Source organism: Arthrobacter gengyunqii (assembly GCF_023022985.1).
GTDB classification, from domain to species: Bacteria; Actinomycetota; Actinomycetes; order Actinomycetales; family Micrococcaceae; genus Arthrobacter_B; species Arthrobacter_B gengyunqii.
On sequence record NZ_CP095461.1, the window covers coordinates 2,466,274 to 2,493,189 of the forward strand.

The following is a 26,916-nucleotide window of genomic DNA, read 5'->3' on the forward strand; positions in this document are numbered from 1 at the left end:
CCGGTTCGAGCGTGAATACTGGAAGGCATGAGTTCACCCGACCGCACCAGTCTTCTCCGCTCCGACTCCGCCTCGGTCCCTCCGCCCTGGCAGCGCACCGCCGCGGGCGCCAACCTGCTCGGGGCGGACGGTGCACTGGGCGTGACCATTTTCGAGGAGATCACTCTCCTGTCCGGCCGGCACAACGCCATCAACCTGGGCCAGGGTTTCCCCGATGAGGACGGTCCGGCGGTCATTCGGGAAGCTGCCCGCGAGGCGATCAGCGCCGGAGCCAACCAGTACGCTCCGGGTCAGGGCCTGCCGGTGCTGCGCCACGCCGTCGCCGCCCATCAGGAGCGCTTCTACGGCCTGTCCCTGGATCCGGACACCCAGATCATTGTCAGCACCGGCGCCACCGAAGCCATTGCCGCAGCCCTGCTCGCACTCACCGGTCCGGGCGATGAGGTCCTGACCTTCGAACCGTTCTACGACTCCTACGGTGCCGTGATCGGTCTCAGCGGCGCCACCCACACCACCGCACCGCTGCGGGCTCCGGACTTCCAGCCGGATTTGGCCACCCTGGAAGATTCCTTCTCGGAGCGCACCCGCGTGGTGCTGGTGAACAATCCGCACAATCCCACCGGCGCCGTCTTTCCGGCCGAAACCCTGCAGCGGATCGTGGAACTCGCCGCCAAGTACAACGCTGTGATCGTCACCGACGAGGTGTACGAGCACCTCACTTTCGGTCCCCGGCATGTTCCGGTGGCCACCCTGCCCGGGGCAGCGGAGCGCACCCTGACGATTTCCTCGGCGGGCAAAACCTTCTCCTTCACCGGCTGGAAAATCGGCTGGCTTTCCGGTCCCGCGGACCTGGTGGCTGCCGTCCGTGCCGTGAAATCCTTCCTCAGCTACAGCTCCGGCACCCCGTTCCAAGGCGCCATCGCTCTGGGTCTGGGCATGGAGGACGAGTTCTTCACCGGCATCGCCAAAACCCTGCAGGCCAAGCGAGACGTCCTCAGCGAGGGACTGCGGGCCGCGGGGCTGACCGTCTTTGAGCCGCAGGGCACCTACTTTGTGAATGCCGACGTCGCACCCCTGGGGATCACCGACGCCACCGCGCTAGCCCGCCGGCTCCCGGAACTGGTGGGGGTGGGCGCCATTCCGGTGGCGGTCTTCTGCCACGACGACGGCGCCCGCCGGACCCGCTCACTGCTGCGGTTCGCGTTCTGCAAGAAAGCTGAAGTGCTGCAGGAAGCGGCCGAGCGCATCTCGAAGTTGGGGCAGGTGCTCTGATGGGGGCTCAGGACAAGACCCCGTCCCGGCTGCTGCGCGGCATCGGCGCCCACGCCACCATTACCGAGGACGGTTTCACTCCAGGAGCCTGGGTGCTGAGCATCGGCGGCGCGGAGCAGTCGCATGTGAATCTGGCCCACCCCGAGGAGATCTTCTACGAGTACCTGCGCCGGATCGGAAACGTGCTGGACCTGGCCGCCCCCTCCGGGCAGCCGCTGCGGACCCTGCATCTAGGCGCCGGCGCGCTGACCCTTACCCGCTATCTCCAGGCCACGCGACCCGGTTCGGAGCAGGCTGCCGTGGAGCTCGAGCGGGAGCTGCTGGACTTCGTCCTGGCGCATCTGCCGCTGCCGGAGGGCACCGTCCTGGAGACCGTCATTGGGGACGCCCGCGACGCCCTGTCCCGCTGGGAGCCGGGGTCCTTCGACGCGATTGTGCTGGATGTTTTTGCCGGTGCGGACGCCCCGGAGCATCTGACCACCCCGGAGTTTTACGCCGAGGCCGCAGCCCTGCTCTCCCCCTCCGGGGTGCTGCTGGTGAACGTGGGCGATGACCCCGGGCTGGCGTTTTGCCGGCGGCAGGTCCGCGCCCTGCAGGACGGCATGGCAGGCATTCCCGGCGCCGGGCTCGCGGCACTGGCCGAGAAGTCCATGTTCACCGGCCGCTTTCCGGGCAACATTGTCCTGGCCGCCGCCGCGTTCCCCTGGCCCGAGGAGTGGACCGCACAGCTGCTCGCCGCGGGCCCGCATCCTGCCGATGTCCTGACCGGCGAACGGCTGGACGTCTTCGCGTCGGGTTCCTAGCCGTTCGGCTCTGAGGAGGCCCCGGCGTCGTCGGCTTCTTCACCCTCGGCCTGCGCCGGCTCGGCGAACCACAGCGTGGTCTCCCCGTACTTGCGTTCACTGAAGCGTTCCATCCCCGCCGGCCACACCGGTTCCGGTGAGCGGGTGGAGCGCTCCAGGACGACGACGGCGCCCTCGGCCAAGTGCCGCGGCAGGGCACGCAGCACGGAGTTCAGGTCCTCTTCGTCCAGGTCATAGGGCGGATCCAGGAAGACCACGTCCCAGGTGACGTCGGCGGGCACGCGCAGCAGGTAGGTGTCAGCCTTGGCACGGTGCACGTTGACCACGGACCGCCCTGCGGCGTCGTTGATCAGCTTGGCGTTCTGTTTGCAGGTGCCGGCGGCCTTGTCGGCCAGCTCCACCAGGTCCACGGAGACGGCGCCGCGGCTGGCGCTTTCCACGCCCAGGGCGCCGGAACCGGCAAAGAGGTCCAGCACGCGCGCCCCGGAGAGGACGTCGTAGGACTCCAGCCGGGAGAACAGTGCTTCCTTCACGCGGTCCGTGGTGGGGCGGGTTCCTGTTCCGGGAACACTGGTCAGGGAGGTTCCGCCGGCAGTTCCGGCAATGATGCGGCTCATGGGTTCACTTTATCGGCCTTTGGCCGGTCCCCCGGCCGCGGGCGAGACCGCCGCCGAGCCCGATGCCCGGTGCCAGGCGGCTCAGCCGCGGTCCAGGAAGGCTTCCTTCTCCGGGTTCAGGTAGTCCTCGATCGCCTCGTTGAGCGCCGGGTGCTCCGTCAGGTCCGGATCCTCCGCCACCAGGGCCGAGGCTGCGGCACGGGCCTTTTCGATCAGCGGCTCATCCTGGATCGCCCGCAGCAGCTTCAGCGTGGAACGCCCGCCGGACTGCGAGGCGCCCAGGATGTCACCTTCACGGCGCAGCTCCAGGTCCCGCCGGGAGAGCTCAAACCCGTCGGTGGTTGCCGCCACGGCTTCCAGGCGTTCCCGGCTGGGATGCCCGGGTTCCAGCCGGGTGACCAGCAGGCAGGTGCCGGGCAGGCCGCCGCGGCCCACCCGACCGCGCAGCTGGTGCAGCTGGGAGATGCCGAACCGGTCGGCGTCCATGATCACCATGAGGGACGCGTTGTGGACGTCCACGCCCACTTCGATGACCGTGGTGGAAATCAGCAGGTCAATGTCGCCGCGGGTGAACGCCGCCATGGTTTCGGTCTTCTCCACGGGATCCAGCCGCCCGTGCAGCACTCCGATCCGCACCCCGGCGAGCGCCGGCACCTCGGAGAGCTGCTGGTACATTTCCTCGACAGATGCCAGATTCGGTTTGTTGGCTTTGCCCGGGGGCGCTCCGTAGTCCAGCAGGGCCAGATCGGCTCCCGCTTCTTCTTCCTTGTCCCCGATCTTGGGACACACCACGTACACCTGCCGCCCGGCGTCGATTTCCTCCCGGGCGCGCTCCCAGATGCGCCGTCCCCAGGCCGGCTTTTCCGCCAGCGGCGCCATGTAGGTGGAGATGGGGGCGCGGCCGGCGGGCAGCTCGGTCAGCGTGGAAACTTCCAGGTCGCCGAAAACGGTCATGGCCACGGTCCGCGGAATGGGTGTGGCGGTCATGACCAGCAGGTGCGGGGTGCTGCGGCCCTTGGTGCGCAGCACATCGCGCTGTTCGACGCCGAACCGGTGCTGTTCGTCCACGACGACGAGCCCCAGGTCCGCGAACTGCACGTGTTCCGAGAGCAGGGCATGGGTGCCGATCACAATGCCGGCGGCGCCGCTTGCGGCATCCAGCAGGGCGGCTCGGCGGCCGCCGGTGTCCATGGAGCCGGTCAACAGCGTGACCCGGGTGGCGTCGTCGTCGCTTCCCAGGCGGCCGCCCTGGCCCAGGGGACCGAGGGTCTTGGTGATGGATTCGTAGTGCTGGGCGGCGAGCACCTCGGTGGGAGCCAGCAGCGCGGCCTGGCCGCCGGCGTCGATCACCTGGAGCATCGCGCGTAGGGCCACCAGGGTTTTGCCGGAGCCCACCTCGCCCTGCAACAGCCGGTTCATCGGATGCGGGCGGGCCAAATCGTCGGCGAGCTCACGGCCGACGGCAAACTGGCCGTCGGTGAGTGTGAACGGCAGGGCGGCGTCGAACTTGTCCAGCAGCCGGCCGGGCTTAGGCGGGCGCGCGGTGGCGTCTTCCTGGGCGGCGAAGCTGCGGCGCCGGGCCAGCGCCGTCTGCAGGACGAGGGCCTCCTGGTAGCGGAACCGGTGGCGGGCCTTGTACGCCTCGCCGATTTCCGCCGGGCGGTGAATCTTCTCGTAGGCCTCGGCCAAGCCCAGCAAGTGCTCCGTGTTCCGGATGGGCTCCGGGATGGGATCGTGCAGCTGTTCGGTCTGCATGGTGTCCAGCAGCATGTCCACTGCCTTCTTGATGTCCCAGCTGTTGAGCTTGGCGGTGGCGGGATAGACGGGGATGGGCCGCTTGGCGATTTCCTCGTCGTCGGCCTCGTCGTCGAGCACCACGTAGTTGGGGTTGGTCAGCGTGAGCTGCTGCTTGTAAACGCCCACCTTGCCGGAGAACATGGCGCGGGTGCCCACGGTGAGTTCCTTCTGTGCGTTCCAGCCGTTGAAGAAGGTCAGGTGCAGCTGGCCCAGGGCGCCCGAGGCGTCATCGGTGACCACAACTTCGAGCAGGGTACCCTTGCGGGTCTGCATGCGCCGGGCGTTGGCGCTCTGCACCCGGGCAATGAGGGTGACGTCCTCGTCAAAGGGGATTTCGGCGATGGGCGTGAGCTCCCCGCGCTCGAGGTAGCGCCGCGGAAAATGGTGCAGCAGGTCGCCGACGGTTTTCAGGCCCAGGTGTTTCTCAAGCTTGGTGGCGGAGGGCTTGCCGATGCGCCGTTCGAGCGGGAAATCCAGTTCCGGCGGAACGTTAGACTTCATGGGCCTCATGGATTTCGCTGACGATTTCCTTGGTTTCGTGGCCGTCGGCGGACAGTTCAGTGACGGTCAGATTCATGGGCTCACCCACGGTGCGCAGCAGGTCGATGGCGGTGCCCGCGTCGGGCGTGTGGACGTGCACCCGCCAGCGGTACCCTTCCCCCACGGCGTTGACGGCACTCATGATCACCGAGTCTCCCACCTCGTCCAGCTGCAGGCGGAGTGTGGCGGCATCCAGCGGGCTCAGCGTGATGGTGCACATGACTTCCACGCCCTCCATCCGGGGCATGGCGCTGTGGATGTGCGGGGCCTGCACGTCATAGCCGTGCAACCCGTCCAGCAGCTCTTCCTGCAGTTCCTCGCCCAGGGCCGACGCGCGCAGCGCATCCAGCACCAGCAGGAAGCCGACTCCCCCGGCATCCACCACCCGGGCCTGCGTCAGGGCGTCCAGCTGGAGTTCGGTGTTGACGACGGCGGCGAGTGCGGCATTCATGACGGCTCGCAGGGTGGCGGCCAGGCCTACGTTGCTGTCATCGCCGGACTGTGCGGCTTCCTCGTCCATGGCGGCGCGGGCCGCTTCTTCCAGGACCGAGAGCATGGTGCCGGGCACAGGGTCGCTCAGGACGGACCAGGAGCGCAGCTGAGCACGGTGCAGAGCCGTGGCCAGCAGGGGCGCTGAGAGGCGGGTGCTGCCCTGCAGCGGTTCGGCCATGGCCGTCAGGAACACGGAGAGCAGTGTGCCGGAGTTGCCCTTGGCGTCCTCCATGGCCGCGCGGCCGGCGATGCCCAGCAGCTCGCCGATGTCCGTGGTGTCGACGTCGGCGATGGCGCGGGAGGCGGAACGAAGCGTGAGATACAGGTTGGTGCCGGTGTCGCCGTCGGCCACCGGGAAAATGTTGATCGCGTTCAGCCGGTCACTGTGGTTGCCCAGGGACACTTCAGCGTTGCTCAACCATCGCTTCAGCGCTTGTGCGTTCGCGGTGATTTTGGTCTGCAAAGTGATCCCGTTTCCGTGCTGGCGCCTTGATTCGGCTCGCGGCGTCATTGCCTGCGTGCCGGTTTGGTCAGTAGGAACTCTACCGCAGGCACCTTGGCGGCGCCGATAACGATTTGCATAAATGTGGGAAAGTTGAGGGATGGCCAACAAGCGGTACGCGGATATTGCCGCGGCGAGACACATGAGCGATGCGCCCCTTGCAGCGGAGCCGGAGGCCGGCACCGGGAAGCGGGTTGACGGAGCACCGAAGCCGTCGAAGGTTCGCCGCGGACATCTGTCCGAAAAGGAAAGGTCCTACCGGAAGAAGCGTCTCATTGCTGTGACCTTGACCACACTTGTGTGCCTGACGGTTCCCACACTTATCGCGCTTCTAGTGTTCTTCGGCTAAGTAGCAAGGCTCGAAAGCGCGGCCCAATTACTCACGGCCCTACTCTTAAGACTTTTCCAATTTCACGGTTCCGCTAGACTCGACCCAGTTAGCGGTCCTTTTTGTCAAGGTTTTGTAGGGGAATCTCATGCCAGTCATCATGCCAATTTATGGAACTCGTCCCGAGGCCATCAAGATGGCTCCCATCGTGGCGGCCCTTCAGGAATCGAAAACCCTGGACTGTTTCGTAACGGTCACCGGACAGCACCGATCGATGCTGGATCAGGTGAACAGCCTCTTTGACATCGTTCCGGACCACGACCTGAATATTTTCGCCCCCGGACAGACCCTGAACGGAATCCTCACAAAGACCATCGATGGCTTGGACAAGCTGTTCAGCGTCAACAAGCCGGACGCCGTGATTGTCCAAGGAGACACCACCACGTCCACCGCCGGCGCCATTGCGGCCTTCTACCATGGGATTCCGGTAGTCCATGTAGAGGCAGGGCTGCGTAGCCATGATCTCTTCTCGCCGTTCCCCGAAGAAGCCAACCGCAAGATGACCTCCCAGATCGCCAGTCTGCACCTGGCTCCCACCACCACCAGCCGAGACAACCTCCTCGCGGAAAACGTCACCGCGGAAGACATTGTTGTCTCCGGCAACAGCGTCATTGACGCCCTGTTCATGACGGTGGACAAGGAAATCCCGTTCACCGACCCGAAGCTGGAAGAACTTGCCGCAGCCGACCGACGCATCCTGCTCTCCACCACCCACCGCCGCGAGAACCAGGGCGAGGCCATGCGCGGCGTCGGCCGGGCACTGGCCCGGATCGCCGCTGCCGAACCTGAGCTGACCATCGTGCTCCCCCTGCACAAAAACCCCGTGGTGCGCGACGCCGTCATGCCGTTCATCGAAGGCATCGACAATATCGTGGTCACGGAGCCGCTCGCCTACGGCGAGTTCACCCGCATGCTCTCCCTCTCGCACGTGGTCCTGACCGACTCCGGCGGAGTTCAGGAAGAAGCCCCGAGCCTCGGCAAGCCTGTGCTGGTGATGCGTGAGAACACCGAGCGTCCCGAAGCCGTTGTTGCCGGCACGGTCAAGCTGATCGGCACGGACGAGGACCGCATTGTCTCGGAAGTGGACCGGCTGCTGAATGACCAGGCGTACTTCGATTCCATGGCCAATGCCGTGAACCCCTACGGTGACGGCAAAGCTGCCGAGCGTACGGTTGCCGCCATCGAGCAGTTGCTCGGCCTTGGTGAGCGTGTTTCGGACTTCGCCAGCTAGCCCCGAGCCGTGTCGAAGAATGCTGGCCCTGTGAACGTCATCACATATGGCTCCGGAGCTGCATGGGAATTAGTCCATACTTACAGCCTCGGCTCAGTCCACCCACTCGGACACATCGGTCGGCAATCCCTGATCAGTGCCATGAACGGCGCGAGCCTGGATCTCAACCAGACGGCCGATAATGCAGGCTCCCGCATCGACCGTGTAGTCCGAGAAGACATTCAAGCGTCGCTTATGGAACGCATCCGCCAGCAGGCAGAAGCCACTGACCTTTTGATCTGGGACATCAACGATGAACGCTTCGGCGTAGTGGGGACTGGGAACTCAACCTACGTAACCCGTTCCCCGCAGCTAACTGCCGCGCACCTATCATTGCCTCGCGAAACCACCGTAATAGTCTTTGGATCGGACGAACACTTCGCTCTGTGGCAGCAGGCTAGCAATGAGTTCGTCAGCTTCCTCAAAGAGCAAAATCTGCTGGAGAAGACCGTCCTTCTGGATATTCCTTGGGCATCCCATGATGAGAGGGGCAATGACATCGCCCTCTCCTATGGCCTGTCACCCTCGGAAGCAAATTCTCACTTTGAGCGCTATCACAGGCATCTTGCAGACCTCGGCGTTCAGATTCTCTCAGAGAGCAAGACGGTATCGGCAGCCGACCACCGGTTTGGTCCGGCCCCGTTCAACTTTCACGACACGGTCTATCACTCCGTAGCACAGCGGCTCCACCAGAGCCTTGCCGAGACGGGACGCTCGACCGGCACCCCGGGCTGGAATTGGGATGAACAGCATAAGACTGAGATCAAGATCTGGACATCTCCCCAACACGCCAACTTCGGAGCGCCAGGACGAACCGAACACCTGATTCGTCCCCGCACGAAAAAAACAGAGGTCTTTCCAGCACGGCTTCTGGTAGAAAACACGGGTTCGGACACACTTTTGGTCATTAGCCACGGAGCCCTCCCCCGTTCCAAGTACACCCTCCCCCGGTTCGAGTGGATGGCTACACTTGCCGCCCGCGATGAGAACAGAATCTTCCTAAGCGACACCGCCCTTGAGGGAGATCGCGACTTCGAACTCGCCTGGTTCACCGGAAACGCGGCAGATGACCTGACTTCCCGCTATGCAGATTTAGTTCGGAAGGCGGCAGGGGAACTGGGTGCTACCAAAATAGTCTTTATGGGGGGATCGGGAGGAGGCTTCGCGTCCTTATCTCTAGCCGCCAAGGTTCCTGGATCTCGCGCTTTGGTCTTCAATCCACAAACAATCATCCGGAACTATTGGCATAAATCAGTAGATAAGTATCAAAAAACACTGTTCCCGGAGTTGAATGACCGAACCCAATTGGCATCCTTCGGAACCCGTGTTGACGTCACACGCGTCGTCACGCCTGCAGCCAATCAGATTATCTACGTGCAGAACGATAACGATACCCTGCACGTAGAAAAGCACCTTTCCCCCTATGCTGCAAGGAACGGATTGCCGGCAGAGACCGGGGTTTCCTCCACTGGAAACGTCTCAGTGGTAATGGAGCACTTTGCCGAAGGTCACAATATGCCCTACCGTGAGGTGCTACTCGATTTTGTCGACATCGCTGTCTCCGGGTGGAATCAACCGCTACTATCTTGGGATAACTTCCCGGAATCTTCCTTGACCCGAACCTACCGTACCGTCTCATAGGTCACGCTGGTGCCTGGCCATAAACGTCACACGCTGATGGATTTCGAATAGAACCAAGCGAAGGGGCGATTCTCACCGGGGCACCTCCGGAAGATCCTAAATCGTACTTCATCACCCGGAACGACAGAAAAAGTAAATTCCTCACGCTTTGAGTATGCCTTTTTTCCAACTAACTTGGAGCCCTGGTATAAATGGCATGAGATAAGCTCACCTTTCGGCTTCCAAACTTTGATCCGCAAAAGGTTCCCCTCAACGTTCTCAATTACATGCGGAAGGACATCCTCAGTTCGAGAACGAGGTTTCTGATCGACGACGTTTCTCAAATAGTGGCGATACACGGACCCAATATCGCTGTGAGTAAGGTCTGGCAGAGTCAGAGCCTGAAAGTCTGAATCATGGGAATCCACCAACTCGAGCAAGGGTCGAATATGTCGCTTCCAGTGATGGTCTTTCTCTCCAACAAGAATCCGCACTGAGGTTTCAGCCGGCGGGCGGCTTATTCTCGATACCACCGCGTTGTCCAGCCATTTCTTCGCGCCGCTATCCCGGCCACCCGCAATGAATTCCAAGACCGCCGGGGCACTATCTTGGAGGTAGCTGCCGGGAAACACCTGCGGTGCACCTACGATAATTTTTCCCACCCCTAGGCCAACGCCGTGAATCAAAGCGCCGGTACCGCCTTTTGATGACCCTGCAAAAGTCACTCGGTCCATCGCAACTCCAAGTTTTTCGATAATTTCAGTGAGAAACTTTTGGACCTCCCGATGGATTGTCAGGTCCCTATGGTTGGAAAAGTAATACGAGCCCCGCATACCGAAGTCATCCAGCAAAAAAAGTCGATAAGAATCGCTTCCCTGCAATGCGGATCTGTAGTTGTAGGTGAAGTCATACTCCCTGCCCAATGAAGAGAATACAACAACCAGATTCTTGCGACCTGCCGCAGTTTGGGGAACGTCTAGCAGATAATTGAGGTGGACAATGTTCTGCCAGGACATCCAACCGAGGTCTTCGCGTCCCACGCTCCGTTCAACGAGTTGAAACTGTGAACGCCGGACGTTTATCGATACACCACCAGCACCCCCCGCGACTCTAATTTGCGGATAGGGGCGCTCATTCCCACTTGCCACGAGACGGATCGTTGACGGACCATCCGAAGTAACTTCAAGCTCGGCAACTCTACGGTTACCTTCGAACGCGGCGATGAGTTGGCCATGAACCTCAAAGCGATTAGTCCCTGCAGGCGCCCATCTTGCTTCAAGCGTGCCGGAGAACTGACGTCCTCCAAGAATCCTGTAATAGTCTCTATACGAGCTTCGGCGGACCCCCAATGTGGACGTTCCGACTCCGTTGCCTTCATACTCGAATTCCAACTCGGAAGCATGGCGGCCGTTTGGTCTTTCGTATGCTTCGGACAGGCGCACGACCGGCTGGCCCATAGGCAGCCGGTCCGCGAGGCGAGTAAGAAGCGGACCTAGAATTTTTGATACTCGCGTCGAGAGACGGGGCTGATTGCAACGAATCCGATTGACAAATCGGTTTGAGATCACGGCTTGGTGTACCACAGCAGCATGGAATACACAGCGTATAAGTGCCGTATCTGAGGCCGTGTTCTCAGCGGTCGCTTTGCTAGAAGACGCACATAATCCGGGTTGACCGCCTCCCCCAAATCCGAGATATCGAGGTCGCGCAGTAGATCAGCAAGTCCAGCCTGGGTAGCTGCCATCGATTCAATTTGCCAGAAATTTACTTTTAATTTTCGTGAAAGGACCACATGCTTCTGACGGAGTTCCGGGTCAACGACCGCCGCAACTGGACCCCGCGCCTTAGCCGCGTGACTCTCAAACTTGGCCGAACTCGAAACAAAAGATTTAACCGCTGGAATTCGGCGCAGATTGCCGTATTCACCCCCGAAGCGGTACTTATCGAATGGGTAGGCAAGAAGGTCAGGCTGCATCGAAGCCATGACATCAAACCCTGCAACGTTAGTTTTACGAGAGTTGACAGGAAGCATTCTTGCCAAGCGAGGTCCGTGGAGGGAATACAGCGGGTCGTATCGACGGCCGACTTTACTCCAGAGCATGGACGTCTGACCAAAATGGTACCGATTACGCCCAGTTAGATAAAAGGCATCAGCGAGATAGTCATCCTCGTATCCATCGTCCTTTAATTCACGGAGGGATTCGCCGAGCCGCGCAACGATTCCCTCTTTGGAAGACTGCGTCATGAGCCCGTCGGTGGCCATCGCTGTGGCTCCCCATAGTTTCTCTGCGATCAGATCGGGGGCAATTTGATCGAGACTGCTCGACACGTATGTTGAGTATACGGATCGCAGGAGTCCCCCGTACCCACCACCTGCAACAACACGTCCGGAATATTCTTCGCCTCCCAGGGGCCCTGAACTGGTGAGCCCAGCGGAATTAGTCATGGGGGCAAGGAACTTTTCCTCCACGGAACCGGGTGTAGCCATGCTTAGCCCGGCATCGTGAGTCCTTATGATTCCCAGCGAAGCAGCGAGCCCGTCTGCCGTGTCACGGTCCACCGTACCCACGGGCCCTGAGCAGAAGTACCGAAAGCGTGACTCAAGTTGCCCGTTCATGATCCCGGCCAGTACGAGTCTGGAATCAAAACCGCCGGTAAGATGAGCAATTCTATACTCATCTATCGCGGCGATGGCCTCCAGGGACTCCAAAATATCGTGCCTGTAGTCGTCCAATACTGCTGAGTAGGAAGAACCCGGGGAGAGAAATTCCCGTTTCACCGGGTAGGAAAGAGAGCCGCTGCCTCCGAGATCTAGTTGGAAATAATCCATCATCTGCAGAGCCTCGACACCGGCGTAGCTTGCGGGCGTCAAACCACCGTTTCCTATGACACTGCGTTCAAGTTGGTAGGTGAGACTTTTTTTGGGTTTCAACCCGCGTGAATCGGCTGCCTTGACCAAACTTTCCAAGTCAGGTGAGACAAATTTGGTTCCGCCAGACTCATAAGTAAAGACGATGCACCCGCCCAAAGGATCCGGCAGCACCAATACTCGTCCGCCGGAATGATCAGCTATGATGCTCGCGCTGGGGTTCTTGGCCCGCCGCCCCCACGAGTCGACGAAACGGTCTACACTCCCAGATTGCTCTATCGCAGATACTAGTTGCGAAGCAGATAAGAGAGCTTCGTTGCCGTAGATTGCATTGCCCACGAGGGAGCAGGAGAATTTTCCGAGTTCAGTCCTGCCAACGGCCATGTCAACTGCATTATCTACGACCAGTCCTGGGCGTATTACAAGCGCGCTTGGGCTATCAATCATTGCGGCCGGTCCCGCGACAGCAACGGGAGCGAGGCGCATTGGGCTATTCACAGTTTAGTTTCCTCTTACATATTGTTTGGCATCATTGTTGCCCACGATCAGGCTTGTGATGGCGGGCAGCACGGTAGTGGAACAAAAGGAAGACCTGACGTAGGCGCGTGCATCGAAAGTCAGTTGGTCATAGAGGGCTTCTTCTTGGGTGCCCCTCCGAATTCCGTCTGCCAGCTCCGGGATCGACGCAGAAATCCATGATGCTGGGTAAATATGATCCGATCCTGGCCATCCCAAGACTGCAGGAAGGGCGCCATGCGCGGCCCCGTCGGCAATCGTGAGGTGAAAGGACTCAAAATCGCTGACCGAGAGGACAACGCCGATTTTCCCGTACCAGTCCGCCATGTCGTTGCCGAACCCGTCGAAAGCCACTGCCCCCACAAGGTTAGGGTCGGTTCTTAGCCGCGCGTACTGTTCCTCGTAGTAGGCCATTTCCTCAGGCCGGTGAGCCATCCATGAGTAGTCTTCGGGCTTTTTACCCTTGATTGAAAGGGTGTAGCGCCGGTCATTCGCTCTCAACATGCTCAGAAGATCAAGAGCCCGGTCCAGATGTTTCTGGGCAGGGACGATACCTACCATGCCGAGCCGGAACCGCGCCGAGTTATCCTTCGGCAGCGTCTCAAGCGGCACGTCAACCGAATTGGGAATTAGGACCAGTCTGTTTCGCGGTACTCCGTGGTCCCTCACTGCGATATCCGCTATGTGTCGGCCTACCACCATGATCTGGTCAACACGCTCATGTTTCAGCATCTTGAGGTACGGCGTAAACACTTCCTGCGAGTGAAGTCGGGTCACCAACCGCTGGTGCGGGCCGACATTTTCCGCATACCAGACCGCGTTTCCTAGGGTCCACTCGCAGAAGATCGTGTCAGCCTCAACAAGGAGCTTCCGGCTCCGCTCTTCGTCGTGCTGGGCATGACCGTCCCATTGGTCCACAAGCACCCTATGGCCTTGGTTTTCCATCTCCGCAATGATTCCCCGTGCAAACTTCAGGTCGTGCCCGGCAACAAGGATCGTCCTGGCGCAGAAGCCACTCGTGCGCGCCACTTCTGCAGTCTGCGCAGGGGCTTGAGCGCCGGTAAAGGAAATGCTCCGGCGCATCTGGAGGCGGTCACCTTGCCCTGCAGTAGCTTCCGCATGGATTCTGCGGAGAAGAGGGATAGCTGAATTTAGGTGAGAGATCTGCCCCTCCCCCGGTACAGCCAAAGTATGCCCGGGTACGTCCAGCTGCTCGTCAGTAAACGAGAGTTCATCCCACGTTCCGAAGCTCTCTGAGGTGAGGAGATCCTCGTATGCGGTGCGATCATCAAGATCAGCGACAAAGGGGCCCATCCATGAAACCCCGTTGCTGGACAAGACATCGTGCGTCAACTGCGAGCTGTCCACGCCAACCGTCCCCGCCGGCAAAATGACGCCCTCATCGGCCCTGTCGTACACGATTACGTTCGGCAACACTGTCAGCTTGCTGACGGAGGCAACCGCCGCCGCCGTCAGAGCATCCAGTTGGAGGGCATAGCCACTATGCTGCGGAGCTGTGACGGTCAATCCCGCGGTCCGCAGAACATAGGCAAGCCGGTGCGCGGCCGTATGCCCGCGGTGCACCAGACGGTAGGCGAGCCAGGCATCATGTATTCGCGCCTCTTCATCATTCATCCATCGGTCTGCGAGGATGGCGGCTTCACTTGAGGACTTGACCGAATATACAAGGCCCGCCATAACATCCTCGACACCACGGCCGCGCCCGCTAATGATCGTTGAACCCGATGCCGCCAACTCGACCACGCGGCGAGAGAACATTGTGGGAGATTCAGCCACGGAGTTCACATTGATATGGACAGGATGCGCCTTATAAGCCTCCACCATCTCAAGGTACCCAAGACCTTCGGACACGTACCGGTTCAGCTCAGCCGGGAACCTGTAGGGACTGTTGGGGTTGAGCAGCTGCCGGTCATAAATCGTGAGACCAAAGGGCTTGACCGCGTCCAGAAGCTGCCCCAGTTCCTGCGAGCGTTCCTTGTAGCGCTCTCCGTAGAAGGTCCCGGCGTACGCTACGGAATGGCTGTATGCCCGTCTCGAGGGCAAGGGATTGTGGATTTTAGGCTGAGCGTAAAACGGCAGGGAAGAAATGCTCTTGACGTTCGGGCCAGCGAGCTCCGCGTAGTCATTGATACAGTCTGCGTCAGTCGTGAAGATGTGATCGAAATGTTTGGCACTGTTCTTAAACCGGTTGAAGTGCACCGGGTCTTCCTTGTTCCAAAAGATTGTCGGGATTGCTCGCTCTCGACAATACGCCAGGAGATCCCGCATAGTGCTAAATTGCTCATCGCTGTAAAAGCCGACCCGCTGGTTCCATTCGTTGTCGATGCCTTCCCAAGCGGATTCCACCAGCAACGCGTCCGCAGGGGCGTCTTCCAGCTGTTCGCGCCAGGAGCCGGGACGGAGTTCCAGCAGGTCCGTTTCAGGGCGCAGACCTTCGGTTGTAAAGGTATCCGCGACGATGGCCAGCCGCATTTGTCGAAGCGTAGGAGCCGCATCGTCGGCGTGGCGGTAGCCTTCCAGGACGTTTCCATATGCCTCTATGGCCAGTTTGCCGGAAAGGTCCCATGTACGTTCCTGCACGGTCCAGAGCCGTGCACGCCGTCCTAGTACGCTCTGCAGCTCCGGATCGTCGAGTAGCCGCAGTATCCCTTCTGCCAGGGAATTAGGGTTCGAGGGTTCCACGAGGATTGCCCTGTGTTCATCCTGTCCTGCAAGGTCAATAAGTGGAGCAACCCTGGTGAGGACCAGCGCTTTGGCACATGCCATTGCTTCCAAGGGCTTAAGTGGGGACACCAGTTCCGTAACCGGCAGGCTGAGGCGGGGGCAGGGCATGACATCGAAAATACTGATGTAATTGGAGATGTCTTCGGCAGGAACGCGTCCCGTAAAGGTGACAGTTTCCGTGAGTTGGAGAGCCTCTGACTCAGCTTTCAGGCTGTCGAGCTCAGGTCCGTCTCCCACCAGCACGACGCGGAGGTCCCGCCCGGAGTCGACCATTCTGCGTGTGGCCTTCAGGAGGGCGGACAGCCCCTCGTAATGGACCATGCTCCCGGCGTACCCGATCACCGGCACATCGGCAGGCAGGTTAAGCTTCGCCCGCAGAGGAAGGTATGGCGGCATCGGGGTGAAGTCAGTTGTGTCCACTGCGTTAGGCAGCAAAGTGATCTTGTCTGCGTCCACTCCCCTGCGGACAAGCTCTTCCTTGATCTGAGCCGTGATGGCGAACACGTGATCAGCATGACGAGCAACGAGGGTCTCCATGCGTTCCGAGAATTTGTATCGCTCAGACTCTTCCCACCCGGGGCGTCCCGATGCACCGGTGACTTCCCAGAGTCCGCGCACCTCATAAACGAAGGGGATACCCAATCGGCGTGACGCTATCAACGCCGGAAGTGCGGTCACATAGTTGGATGCTGAGTGGATCAGTGACGCTCGCTGACGCTGTGCCTCCCGAACGTAAGTATCGATTGCGGCAAGAAGGTAGTGGTCGAGCCTGTCGTCGGTCCAGCTGAGGCAGGGGTTGTAAACATGTTCCACGCCGTTGATGGTCTTCGTGAAGCGACCGACCACTGGTTTCTTCACATCAACCTTGACGTCCCATGGGTATCCCGGACGGGCCATGGTCACCACGTCTTTCCCTTGGCCGGTGAGGCCGCGGATGACGCCGGCAGTTCGGGTCGAATAGCCGTTGCTGTTGAAGTGGCCGGTGCTGTGGGCACAGTAAAGTACCCGGTTCCTTTCCACTTGATATCCTGCGTTTGGCTGCCGGGGCGGGATCTGAGGCTCGTTCCGGAGGAGCTCATCAAACCCCATGATGACCCGCACCAGTCTGGCATCCTTAACGGATAGTCCGGTTAGGAGTTCGCTGTTGGCTCGGATCACCGCGGCTGGTTCGGAGATCTTCCCAAGGACGAAGTAGGAGTGATTGGCGAACCGCAGGATGTTCTCCAGTGTGCCGTTTGTTTCAATTGCCTCACGATACGTTTTATTGAGCATTACAGGGTCCACCGGCGGCGCAGCCACGATCGTGTCCCCCGCCACGCCGCCACCTACCGGTTGTGTGGCTGAGGTACTGTCAACGCTCGTCGGCAGTGCCGGCCCTGTCGGCGAAGCTCGGCGTATCGCTTTCACGACAAGCCGTGCAGGCAAAGTTACGGCCCGGCCGGCTTTGACGCTTGTGGAATTCCTTAGCGCCGTCAGAGTTTTTTTCAGTTTCAGGTTTTCCGCACGGAGCTTGTGCTCGCGCGCTTCAAGAGCAGCCAGTTGCTGTTTGTACTTCGCGAGCTCACTTCGAAGCTGGACAACTTGTTGGGAATCACGTCTGCTTCGAATCAGCAGGTGCTCGTAGTCGCTGACCAACTGATCGAAGTTTGGCATGTACTTTGCCCGCTGAGCTTCCTTCTGCGGAGAGAAGGCCTGCTGTTCATCCTGGTGCTTCATTAATAACCCTGCCGTTACTTTGCCTGCCTGTACTGACTGCTTTTAGCGCCAGATGCCGCGTGTATCGATGACCTTCTTGTTTCGCAGCAGTTCCATATCCAGCTGCTTGAACGAATCATGGTCAACAAGCAAAAGAACGACGTCAGCTGCCTCTATGGCATCTTCCGTGGAATGGAGCTCGATGGCTCCATCCTGCGAGAGCGCCGGTGGAAGGTGGTCGACGTGGGGCTCTGCAACGAGCACACGGACGCCTTCCATCTGTGCCAGATCACGAACGATGGCGATGGCCGGCGACTCGCGTAGGTCATCGATGTTCGCCTTGAAGGCCAATCCGAGTGCGGCAACCGTTGGCGTCGGTTTTTCGGCGGGCAGGTTTTTCCGCACCTGGTCCAGGACCCACTGTGGCTTGGCATCGTTGGATTCTCGTGCCTGCCGAATGAGCTTTGCTTCTTCAGGAGCACTGGCCACGATGAACCACGGGTCCACAGCGATGCAGTGTCCGCCAACTCCCGGGCCGGGCTGCAGGATATTGACGCGTGGATGATGGTTAGCCAACTCGATGAGTTCCCAGACATCTATGTTTAGTTTCTCGCTGATGACCGAGAGCTCGTTGGCGAACGCAATATTCACGTCGCGGAACGAATTTTCCACAAGCTTCGCCATTTCCGCTGTGACAGAATCCGTCAGGTGCATCTCACCCTGGCAGAAGGATAGGTAGAGATCCCGAGCCATCTCTGCCGCGGTCCGAGTCAGACCGCCGATAATACGGTCATTAGTCACCAGCTCAATCATCACCCGCCCCGGGAGAACCCGCTCAGGGCAGTGCGCCACATGAATGACCGGCAATTCCGATTCCGGATCCAGAGACAGGTCGGGGCGCAGGGAGATAAGGTAATCGCCCAAGTGCTTGGTGGCCCCGGGAGGCGAGGTTGATTCGAGAATGATCAGTTCGTCGCCGATAAGCTGCGGGGCGATATTCCTGGCCGCTGCCTCAATGTAAGAGAGGTCTGCGCTTCTATCTGATTTGAAGGGCGTAGGTACTGCCACTATGTAAGCATCTGCCACAGGAGTGTCCAACGTTGCCTTGAGTTTTCCCTGGCTAACCGCCCCGGCAACCTGTGTAGCCAAGTCTGGCTCAACGAAGGGCACTTCGCCGCGGTTGATGGCCTCGACGGACGACGCCTTGACGTCCACGCCTATCACGTTAATCCCGTTGGATGCCAGCACAGCCGCTGTGGGCAGGCCTATATATCCTAGGCCGATAACGGCCACAGTCTCGATGGTGCGCATGTGGTTTTCCCCTATATACCTACGTGATCCTTCGGCGAACCGAAGAACACGACATTTCCCGACGCCGTGATTTTTGCATCGGGGATTTTCCATGTGTGATCCGCGTTGCCGCGGTACTGAAAGTAATTGAAGCGGTCGCCCGAATAGATTCGGCCGCCGTTGCTCCTAACCTCGCGGAGAAAAGCAGTGTCTTCCCCGAGCGAGAGTCCCTGAAATTGTACATTCTCAAAAACATCTCTACGGCCTGTAATAGTTGGCCCCATCACGGCGCTCGTGAACCGGTGCTCACGATCGGCGTACCGGAGGACGGTGACGTCGGATTCTGCGACAAACACATAGTGAGCTTGTTTGCCGACAACATCCGCCTTCGAATAGGACAATGCGTGGACCATGTCCATCATGTAGTTGGGCGCATAGAAATCATCATCATCCATTTTGGAAAGCACTGATCCCGACGAAGCAGCCACACAGTCATTGAGGCAGTCACCTAGAGGAACGGTTCGTGGCCGTTCCAGTACTTGGACCCTCTCGACGCCAAATTCACGTTGCAGGTCCCGCACTTCATACGCTGGCAGGTGGAACCCGTGTGTGGCCAGAATCAGTTCAGTCTCCACGCCGGCCAGGTTGCCTATAGATTGAAATAGACTGCGCATTTGGTGCGGTCTGATCGTGGAAACGAGCAGGGATACGTCCGGCACGCTGACCGGAATCGTATGGCTTGGCAGCACCGCTGAAATGACCTGCTCCGCTCTATGCGCGTAGGTGTGATCAGACCAGATGCGCCGCTGCGCTCTGTGGAGCTGGCGGTCCGACAGCTCTGGATTCCGAATTATGGATTCCATTACCTGTTCAGCGTGTTCAGCTGTCTCAACAATGAACTGTTCACCTGCCCCCCATGTCTGACCCAAAGCGAGGCTTGGTGTGCTGACCACTGAAGTTCCTGCAGCGGAGATCTCGAAGATCCGCCTTGCGCACATCGTCGGTGAATCCACAACGGAATTGACATTTAGGAAGACCTTGAAGGCCTTATAAGCGGTCAACATCTCGGTATAAGAGAGTGACCCCCTGACAAATTGTTCCAGGTCGCCGGGGAAGCGGTAATCAGCGCTCTTGTCCGCATGGCGCGAGAATATCTCGAGGCCAGCAGCGCTCTTGGCCTCCAGCCGCGTGGCCGCTCTGAGCAACAGTTCGAGTTGTTCACGCCGTTCAGGAAATTTGTGGGCAAAGTACATTCCGGCGAAGGCCACGCCGCGTTCGTGCCAACCGTTTCTGGGACGGACCGGGTTGTGCAGAGCGGGCTGGGCAGCAAACTGTAAGACACCTACGCGGTCGTGTCCCAGATCATTTCGATAATGAGGAAGCCGATCGGAATCGCTGGTGAACACGTAGTCAAAAAGTTTCGCAGCCGCCAGGAAATCCCGGTAATGGGGCGGATCCTCCTTGTTCCAGAAGACAGTTGGGATGCCCAAAGCTTTGCACTTCTCAAGGAGCGCTACAAAGTTCTTCTTCGGACCGGACGATCCCGCTAGCTCATACTTCCATTGCCCGCTGTTGCCGTTCCACGCCGATTCAACAAACAAAATGTCCGGCTTACTGACTTCGAGCTCCGACTCCCAAGTTGCCCGATGGAGAGAGACTTGGTTCCATTCGTATTGGAAGGCCAGGCTGGAAAATTCGTCCAAGATGACGGCGACAGTCAGGTCGCTGCGTCTGACACCGCCTATACCTACGTCGTAGGGTTCAAACGTCAGCTGCTTGCCCTTGCCGAAGAACGAAACACGGTGTCTCTTGACAGCCGCCGAAGCACCGTGCGCCACATTCGAACCCTGGTGCTTGCGCAGTTGTTCGAATCCGCCGGTCCGAAAGTGCCACAGTAGAGTTCGTAGCCTTCGTAGGTCGATTGTCACGTTGTTACCTGCTTGCGCCGACCGGCAACTTTGGGCTGAATGTCAAGTATCTGTAGGTCACGAAGCATCCTCCGCCGAATTTTCCCGGCGGCAAACCGGTCCTTTTTGGCCAGCTCCGCTGTGTACTTCCGATACCAGTTAATTCCTTGCTCAGGCTCCCCGTCGTACAGCAGGTCTCCCTTGTCCAACCAAACCAGCCGGGTGCACAGATCACGGATCGTATTAAGGCTATGGCTCACCAGGAATACGCAACCTGCTTGAGCACGGACTTCGTCCATCCTCTTTTTTGTCCTGTCCTTGAATTCATCGTCACCGGTATTCAGTGCTTCATCGATAATAAGGATTTCTGGCTCGATGGAGACGGCGATGGCAAATCTGAGGCGTGAAGCCATGCCAGACGAGTACGACCGCATGGGGAGATGGATCGATTCCTCTAAACCCGAAAGCTCCATAATGGTGTCATACTTGTCCAAAATCTCTTCGTTGGACATTCCCATGGCTAGGCAGCCGAGCATGATGTTGTGTGCACCGGAAAGATCTGGCACAAGAGCCGCTGAAACACCCAGCATCATGGGTACAGATGACGCAAAAACCTGCCCTTCCGTCGGCTTCACTTTGCCGCATATCAGCTTCATCAACGTGCTCTTACCCGAGCCATTGAGCCCGATCACGCCAATCACCTCGCCCTGCATGGCAACGAGAGAGAGTTCCTTCAAGGCCTGAACTTCTGTTCCTGAGCCTCGGCCAATTATCCGGGCAGCATTAGCTTTTATACCTCTACGACTGACGGGACCGGAGGAGTCAACCTTATAAGTCATCGAAACCTTATCGATGACAACTGCAGGCGTCCCTTGCTGAAAGTCCAAATTACTCGTCCCGTCCATACGTCTCTTCACCCCGCCAAAAGAAGAAAATACCCACACAAAGAGATCCAAGTGACCATGCCAACAATGCCGCCCAATCCTGCCAGCGCGGCGCTTGGGCATACAGTAAGCAGTCCCTCACCATCGTGATGATGATGTACATAGGATTACCCTCGACAATTCTTAGAATCACGGGCCACTGCTCGTACCGGGTGATAGAAAACATCACGCATGAGGCGAACATCCAGAAGCGCATTAGGAAAGATATAACATGAACCAGATCATTAACTTTCGCGACCATCGGGGCCAGGAGCAACCCCAAGCCGAGGTTGAAGATGACCTGAAACACAATTACGGGCAGAATCAGGACCCATAGCCACGTGATCTTTTCTACTGGAGGCATAGCAATGATGAGCATGAGCATCATAAGGATGACAGGAATATTAGCTATGAACTCTCGTATATTCACCGCCAATGCTAGTGTGGCACGTGGAAAATTGAACGCCTGGATGACATTCTGGTTCGAAGAAATAATTCGAGATGTCGACACTATGGATCGAGTACTGAGCTGAAACAGAAAGATACCAATAATCAAGTATCCGAGAAAATTCTCAATTCCTCTGCTTGAGTCGAGGAGCAGCCCAAAAATTATCAGGTAGCCTAAGCCATTAAGCAGCGGGTCCAGCAGAAGCCAGGCGCTTCCCAGGCGGTCGCGCCGATTGGCCGATTGCACGCGTGCCTTCGCGTCATAGAGAACGAAATGCCTGTAGCTCCACAGAGATACCAAGTAGTCGGTCAGCGTCGGCCTGGCACCTACTCGGGTCAACCCTTTCAAATCCAGGAGCACGGTCCGCTTGCGCGGGAGTTCTGCCGTACCTGCAGGCCGGGCGTCTGTCACTGACTTACCTTCAATCGTTCGTACATTACTGTGGTTTGAAACGCTACGGCGGTCCACGTTCGTTCGGCCAGGATCCGCTCCCTGCCGGCAGCGCCCATCCGGTGACGGAGTCGGGCATCTTCTGCAAGAGAACCAAGGGCACCAGCTAATTCACTCCGGTTGCTGGGTTCCACAGCGATCCCCTCGACTCCATCCCTGATGGTTTCCTGCAGCGCAGGCAGAGCGCTAAACACCACGGGGCGGCTCGACGCCAGTGCTTCGACAGGCTTCAACGGGGTCACCGACCGCGTGACGTGGCTGTCTTTGCGCGGGACAACAAAGATATCCAGCGCCTGGTGATACAGGTGAGCCAGTTTCCTGTCGACTCTGCCCGTGAAAATGATCCTGTGGGTGAAGCCGGATTCCTTGGCCTGTTGTCGCAGGGATGCCTCCGCTGCACCGCCGCCGACAATCAGACACATCAGGGCATCGTTGCTCTTGGCCAACTCGGCGAATGCGCCAATGAGATCGTCCAAGCCCTCATAGTCGACCAAGCTGCTCACCGTCCCGACAAAGACTCCTTCGACGGGGAGACCGAGTCGCTGGCGCGCGGCCATTGCCTTCATGGGCGCGTCAAGAAACGCTTCTCCGACCCCATTGGGCAACAGCTCTATCTCAGGGCCGTCCGATTCACGAACAATAATCGCGGATTTCATCTCGCTACCCAAAGTCGCACATTGGTCTGCTCTCAGCGTGGCTTCCGACTCCCTGGCAACGAAGGCCAGATACCGCTCGCTCGTCCTCGCTTCCGCACCCCTGGGTGAGGCCCAGGTATCCGCCAGCTGTCCCCGCACTTCATACACCCACGGGATTCCCAGTGCCTCAGCCACTGCAGCGGTGACCACAGCATTCACAAAGTGGGTTGTGGTGTGCAACACAGACGGGCGAACCGTCAGAGCCAGCTGCAAGGTTTGCTCTGCTTGATACTGCAGACGTGCCGCCATTCCTTCCGGAAGCGTGGCAGGGAGTATGCGGTGGTACACCACATCGTCGATGACATCGCTGCTCCTGGCTGCAAACATCCCCAGCTGGACCGGGTATCCCGGACGCGTTACAGCATGAACGTTCCAGCCGGACTGCCGCTGAGCCTTCAGGACCGAGTGGGAGCGCTGGGCGTAACCGCTGCCGGTGTGCGGCAATGAGTTCGTGAGGACATGCAGGACAGTTTCGGCCGTGGGCTTGTAACCCTCAACACTGCTGAGGGAAGGCTGCCACCCGTGAAAAACTTGACGTTCGCTCTCCAGCCTGTTGCGCATGTGAAGGGCACGCCTGCCGGATATGTCCTTCAGGGCCTCCACTGCGCCCTGCATGTCGCCGTTGTACCAGCGCAGGCGGGCGATGGACGGGGCCACACTTGCCTTGGTCGGGGAAGCGCCGCTCAAAAGACTCGATGCAGCATCAGGCAACCCTGCGGCAAGCGCAATGTTGGCCAGCCGAACTTTATGCGCAGATCGCGTATCGGGCTTGTTTTGCGCAGCTGTGAGTTGCGCTTGCAGCTCCTTTTGATCACCGGCGACCAAACTCAAGAGCGACCGTAATAGTAGCTGGCGAGGCAGCAGCCGGGCCACGGGGCCAATTTTGGACATCCAGCTACTCGGGAGGCGTTGCGATGCGAGTGCCAGCAGGACAATTGGATCATCAGTGAAGTGCTTGGCCGCGGTCGACGCCATAAGGCGGGCGTTGCGGACCAGTTGCGGGGAGCTCACTTTACGAGCCCTTTTTCGCTAACCATGGTGATCAGACGACCATATTCAGAAGACAATGCCGCGATATTCACGGTTGTTTCCACCCAGTCCCTCCCCGAGGTTCCCGTCAGGAGAAGGCTGCGGTCTGCTTGGAGCGCACACCACATCTCGGCAACACTTTTGGCGTTGGAGGGAACCACGGTACCGGCTCCTGATGCTTCAATAATGTCTCGGGCTTCGCCAAGAACGATCCCGGTAACATGGCGACCTACCGCCAGCACTTCGTACGTTTTCGAGGGGACTGTGGTTTCGAATGACTTCCAGTCGTCGCGCAGCGATACCACACAGGTATCCGCTGCACGATAGTGCTCCATGACTTCCTGACCGAGTGCCGGCTCATGAAAGGTGACCGGCGCATCCAACTTCCGTGCCAGTTCCATGAGGGCCCTGCGCTGAACGCCGTGCCCCACCATAGTGAGGTGGACATGGTCTCTGGCCAGGGAGGCGGCATGGATGATCGTATCGAGGCGCTGACTCTCACCGTGATTCCCCAAATACAAGACTTCGAGCCGATCAGACTCTGCCGGCGGCGGGGGCAACAATTTTCGAGTTGCGGTATCTATGCCGTTGCTGATTGTTGCAACATGCGACATGCCCCGATTGCGAAGGGTCTTCGCGAACCCCTCCGTCACGGTCACCACTAGATCAGCTTTTTGCTGAATGGCTACGATGACGGTCTCCGCGAGGCTTTTAGCACCGCCGTGCACCAGTCGGGCGTCCCGTGCAATATCGGGCCAGGCATCACGCATATCGACGATCAGCGGGACGCGTCGGAGCCTCGAGACTATGAACGCGGCTCCCATGATCGGCAAGCTGGGAACAGTGACGATCAGTACATCCGGCCGTTTGGTGCTGAGGCCGGCCAGAATGCTGGCAGCGGCTGAAAAACAATGGTCGAGCAGTCGACCCAAGCGGGTGGTTCTGTGCCACAGGAAAGGCACCCGAAGTATTCGCTCTCCGTACTTACCCATATCGGGTCGGAAGGCGCGGCCAGAAATATGTTTCGGCAATACGCGGCGTCCATGAGGTGCATGTGCAACGGGGGCGACGACATCCACGTCCCATCCGTCTGCGCGGAACATGCGGATGAACTGCGTCCATCGTCTTTCCGGGGGGCTGTGCTCCGGCGAATACGAATGCGTGAGCAAGAGTACCCGCAAAGCTGTTCCACCCCCATCATTCGGCGCATAGGTACGCCGAGACAAAATTACCTGCCAAGTCTACTCGCAAAAACGCTACGGCTTGGTCGTGATGTCAGGTGCGGGACGGCGCAGCTTCCGATAGTAGAGGACGCCAAGGCCCAGCAGGAGCAGAATGACGCCTCCGCGGACAGCCCAGTCCTGTCCGCCGGAATTGTCGGTTGCAGCGGTTTGGTCCGCTGCAATCGCAGTGTTGCTGGGGGTCGGAGATGGGCTGGGTGTGGCTGATGCGCTGGGAGAAGACGTAGATGTAGACGGAGCGGGTGTCGCCGTTGGTTCTGGTGTCGGTTCCGGTGTCGGGGTGCTCGGCTCTTCATCTGCAGACAGCTCTGTCACCAGTCCGGTCGCAGGATCCCAGCGGAAATCTGTGTACAGCATGCTTCCGGCATCAATGAGGTACCCGGTGCCAGCTTCAATTAGCCATCCAGTGCCCGGATGAATCAAAAAACCCGTGCCGCGGTCAATGACGTATCCGGTGGCGGGATCGATGGCCTGGGCCAGCGGCGCAGGTGCCGGTTGGGGCGCAGGCGCAGGTTGGGGGGCAGGCTGAGGTGCAGGCGCGGGTTCCGGCGCGGGTTCGGGCGCGGGCACGGGTTCCGGTACAGGCACCACGGGAGATGGCTCCGGTGCAGGCGTTTCAGGCGGCACAACGGGCACTTCGGGGACAGGGGTCTCCCCTGATGGAGGTGGCGTGGTCTCCACCGCAGACACGGGTGCAACGGTCGCCGACGCGACCAGAATGGCAGCCGCCGCAGCGATACCCGCGCGACGGCCCAAAGCAGCAAAACCCACGTTATTGTCCCCTATTGTTAGCGGCCAGGTATTCCCCCATGGCATCGTTGTCCAGCGCCTCCGCTATGTCCGCGATGGCTGCCTCGTCCTTGACCACAATAGACTGTCCGTCGGCGGACGTTCCCACACCGAGGTTCGGCAGAGTGAACATGGTTATGTCCGAGCTGCGGATGGTACGCAGCGAAACGGCAAGGCCGCCCACTGTTGCAGCGTTCAGGTCCTCGTCAACGCTGAGGTAGGGGGAGATCTCCGCCACGGAATCATTGATCTTGCCGGGGCTGGTCAGCGTCTCTCTGGCCAAGATGGTTCCGAGGAGGCCGCGGACAAAGGTCTGCTGGTTTCGGACCCGCTGATAGTCTCCGTCGGTAAAGGCGTAGCGCTCCCGCACAAAGCTCAGGGCGGACTCCCCCTCCAGCCGTATTTCTCCTGCCGGGAAGTACTCTCCGGTCTCACTTGCCGCAAAGGCCGCGGAGTTGTTGACCGTGACGCCGCCCAGGGCATCCGTCAGGCCCTGGAAGCCTTCAAAATCGATGATGGCCACATGGTCAATCGGCACGTCAAAGAGTGTTTGTACGGTGTCAACCACCAACGGAACCCCGCCAAAGGCCATGGCGGCATTGATCTTGTGCTCGCCGTATCCGGGTATTTCCGTCCAAGTGTCGCGCATGATGGACATGACATAGACAGCGCTTCTGTCCCCTGGCAGATGAACCAGCATCATGGTGTCGGAGCGCGCGTCAGCGCCGGCCGGATCACGGGTGTCGCTGCCAATCAGGAGGATGTTCTGAGACTCGCCCGCCGCGGGGTCCTTCAGCGGGCTGTTGGCCGGAAGCGCGTTATCGATGGTCGTGGTACCGCTGTCGAAGCTGCGTGCCAAGCTCCAGAGGTAACCGCCGGCCGCCAGGGCGGCGGTGAGCAGCAACACCAGAAGGACTATGACAGTGCTGCGGACAGGATGCCGGCGGCGGGCCGGGGGCTGCTCATAGTCCTGAAGATACTGCGTCACAAAAAACTCCCTGAAGTAAACGAGCTATGA

General features: G+C 59.4%; 18 protein-coding genes. 5 read left to right on the plus strand and 13 right to left on the minus strand.

Translation table 11 applies throughout. The features are described 5' to 3' along the window. Positions 1–27 precede the first annotated feature (27 nt). Both MUG94_RS11325 and MUG94_RS11330 read left to right on the plus strand, forming a co-directional pair. On the plus strand, positions 28–1,272 hold the full coding sequence (locus MUG94_RS11325; protein WP_227908242.1) for an aminotransferase class I/II-fold pyridoxal phosphate-dependent enzyme: 1,245 nt from the start codon (positions 28–30) through the stop codon (positions 1,270–1,272). Continuing rightward, the gene (locus tag MUG94_RS11330) at positions 1,272–2,075 is read left to right on the plus strand and encodes a spermidine synthase (RefSeq protein ID WP_227908241.1); all 804 of its coding nucleotides are present in this window, start codon (positions 1,272–1,274) and stop codon (positions 2,073–2,075) included. Before MUG94_RS11325 ends, MUG94_RS11330 begins: the two co-directional genes overlap by 1 nt. Here the strand turns inward: MUG94_RS11330 and rsmD are convergent. The 3 genes from rsmD to MUG94_RS11345 form a co-directional block, all read right to left on the minus strand. Then, positions 2,072–2,692 (minus strand): 16S rRNA (guanine(966)-N(2))-methyltransferase RsmD, encoded by a 621-nt coding sequence (rsmD, locus tag MUG94_RS11335; protein WP_227908240.1) that lies wholly within the window; start codon positions 2,690–2,692, stop codon positions 2,072–2,074. The genes MUG94_RS11330 and rsmD overlap by 4 nt on opposite strands. An 81-nt stretch (positions 2,693–2,773) precedes the next feature. After that, positions 2,774–4,990 carry an ATP-dependent DNA helicase RecG gene (gene recG / locus MUG94_RS11340; protein WP_227908239.1) on the minus strand — a complete coding sequence of 739 codons (2,217 nt, stop codon included), beginning with the start codon at positions 4,988–4,990 and terminating at the stop codon, positions 2,774–2,776. After that, entirely contained in the window at positions 4,980–5,951 is a 972-nt protein-coding gene (locus MUG94_RS11345) for a DAK2 domain-containing protein (RefSeq protein ID WP_227890321.1), read from the minus strand. Before MUG94_RS11345 ends, recG begins: the two co-directional genes overlap by 11 nt. A 172-nt stretch (positions 5,952–6,123) precedes the next feature. On the opposite strand from MUG94_RS11345, the gene MUG94_RS11350 reads away from it, so the two are divergent. From MUG94_RS11350 to MUG94_RS11360, 3 genes are all read left to right on the plus strand, one after another. Then, the gene (locus MUG94_RS11350) at positions 6,124–6,372 is read left to right on the plus strand and encodes a hypothetical protein (RefSeq protein ID WP_247098811.1); all 249 of its coding nucleotides are present in this window, start codon (positions 6,124–6,126) and stop codon (positions 6,370–6,372) included. Positions 6,373–6,499: 127 nt separating this feature from the next. Continuing rightward, positions 6,500–7,642, plus strand: coding sequence for a non-hydrolyzing UDP-N-acetylglucosamine 2-epimerase (wecB, locus tag MUG94_RS11355; protein WP_227908238.1), 1,143 nt, complete (start codon positions 6,500–6,502; stop codon positions 7,640–7,642). A 30-nt stretch (positions 7,643–7,672) separates the two neighbouring features. Next, positions 7,673–9,322 (plus strand): DUF6270 domain-containing protein, encoded by a 1,650-nt coding sequence (locus MUG94_RS11360; RefSeq protein ID WP_227908237.1) that lies wholly within the window; start codon positions 7,673–7,675, stop codon positions 9,320–9,322. A 26-nt stretch (positions 9,323–9,348) separates the two neighbouring features. Here MUG94_RS11360 and MUG94_RS11365 read toward each other — a convergent pair whose 3' ends face one another. The 10 genes from MUG94_RS11365 to MUG94_RS11410 all read right to left on the minus strand — a co-directional run bounded on the left by MUG94_RS11365 (position 9,349) and on the right by MUG94_RS11410 (position 26,886). Further along, complete coding sequence (locus MUG94_RS11365; RefSeq protein WP_227908236.1) at positions 9,349–10,758, minus strand: hypothetical protein; 1,410 nt, start codon at positions 10,756–10,758, stop codon at positions 9,349–9,351. Between the two features lie 107 nt (positions 10,759–10,865). Beyond that, positions 10,866–12,509, minus strand: coding sequence for a hypothetical protein (locus MUG94_RS11370; RefSeq protein WP_247098812.1), 1,644 nt, complete (start codon positions 12,507–12,509; stop codon positions 10,866–10,868). A gap of 162 nt (positions 12,510–12,671) precedes the next feature. Beyond that, entirely contained in the window at positions 12,672–17,147 is a 4,476-nt protein-coding gene (locus MUG94_RS11375; RefSeq protein WP_227908234.1) for a glycosyltransferase, read from the minus strand. A 42-nt stretch (positions 17,148–17,189) separates the two neighbouring features. Then, positions 17,190–18,437 carry a UDP-N-acetyl-D-mannosamine dehydrogenase gene (wecC, locus tag MUG94_RS11380; protein ID WP_227908233.1) on the minus strand — a complete coding sequence of 416 codons (1,248 nt, stop codon included), beginning with the start codon at positions 18,435–18,437 and terminating at the stop codon, positions 17,190–17,192. 11 nt (positions 18,438–18,448) lie between these two features. After that, the gene (locus MUG94_RS11385) at positions 18,449–20,254 is read right to left on the minus strand and encodes a glycosyltransferase family protein (protein ID WP_227908232.1); all 1,806 of its coding nucleotides are present in this window, start codon (positions 20,252–20,254) and stop codon (positions 18,449–18,451) included. A gap of 86 nt (positions 20,255–20,340) precedes the next feature. Further along, positions 20,341–21,279: an ABC transporter ATP-binding protein gene (locus tag MUG94_RS11390; RefSeq protein WP_227908231.1), complete on the minus strand. Its 939-nt coding sequence runs from the start codon at positions 21,277–21,279 to the stop codon at positions 20,341–20,343. Then, entirely contained in the window at positions 21,212–22,105 is an 894-nt protein-coding gene (locus MUG94_RS11395; RefSeq protein WP_227908230.1) for an ABC transporter permease, read from the minus strand. The genes MUG94_RS11390 and MUG94_RS11395 overlap by 68 nt, the downstream gene beginning before the upstream one ends. Further along, positions 22,102–23,850, minus strand: coding sequence for a glycosyltransferase family 4 protein (locus MUG94_RS11400; protein WP_227908229.1), 1,749 nt, complete (start codon positions 23,848–23,850; stop codon positions 22,102–22,104). The genes MUG94_RS11395 and MUG94_RS11400 overlap by 4 nt, the downstream gene beginning before the upstream one ends. Next, complete coding sequence (locus MUG94_RS11405) at positions 23,847–25,094, minus strand: glycosyltransferase family 4 protein (protein WP_349292297.1); 1,248 nt, start codon at positions 25,092–25,094, stop codon at positions 23,847–23,849. The genes MUG94_RS11400 and MUG94_RS11405 overlap by 4 nt, the downstream gene beginning before the upstream one ends. Before the next feature lie 787 nt (positions 25,095–25,881). Continuing rightward, positions 25,882–26,886: an LCP family protein gene (locus MUG94_RS11410; protein ID WP_227908228.1), complete on the minus strand. Its 1,005-nt coding sequence runs from the start codon at positions 26,884–26,886 to the stop codon at positions 25,882–25,884. Between the last annotated feature and the right edge of the window lie 30 nt (positions 26,887–26,916).

Excerpts from the sequence above, each read along its gene's own strand:
- MUG94_RS11365 (WP_227908236.1), bottom strand. The coding sequence starts at position 10,758 with ATGGGCCAGCCGGTCGTGCGCCTGTCCGAAGCATACGAAAGACCAAAC.
- recG (WP_227908239.1), bottom strand. The coding sequence starts at position 4,990 with ATGAAGTCTAACGTTCCGCCGGAACTGGATTTCCCGCTCGAACGGCGC.
- wecC (WP_227908233.1), bottom strand. The coding sequence starts at position 18,437 with ATGCGCACCATCGAGACTGTGGCCGTTATCGGCCTAGGATATATAGGC.
- MUG94_RS11325 (WP_227908242.1), top strand. The coding sequence starts at position 28 with ATGAGTTCACCCGACCGCACCAGTCTTCTCCGCTCCGACTCCGCCTCG.
- MUG94_RS11350 (WP_247098811.1), top strand. The coding sequence starts at position 6,124 with ATGGCCAACAAGCGGTACGCGGATATTGCCGCGGCGAGACACATGAGC.
- MUG94_RS11330 (WP_227908241.1), top strand. The coding sequence starts at position 1,272 with ATGGGGGCTCAGGACAAGACCCCGTCCCGGCTGCTGCGCGGCATCGGC.
- rsmD (WP_227908240.1), bottom strand. The coding sequence starts at position 2,692 with ATGAGCCGCATCATTGCCGGAACTGCCGGCGGAACCTCCCTGACCAGT.
- MUG94_RS11375 (WP_227908234.1), bottom strand. The coding sequence starts at position 17,147 with ATGAAGCACCAGGATGAACAGCAGGCCTTCTCTCCGCAGAAGGAAGCT.
- wecB (WP_227908238.1), top strand. The coding sequence starts at position 6,500 with ATGCCAGTCATCATGCCAATTTATGGAACTCGTCCCGAGGCCATCAAG.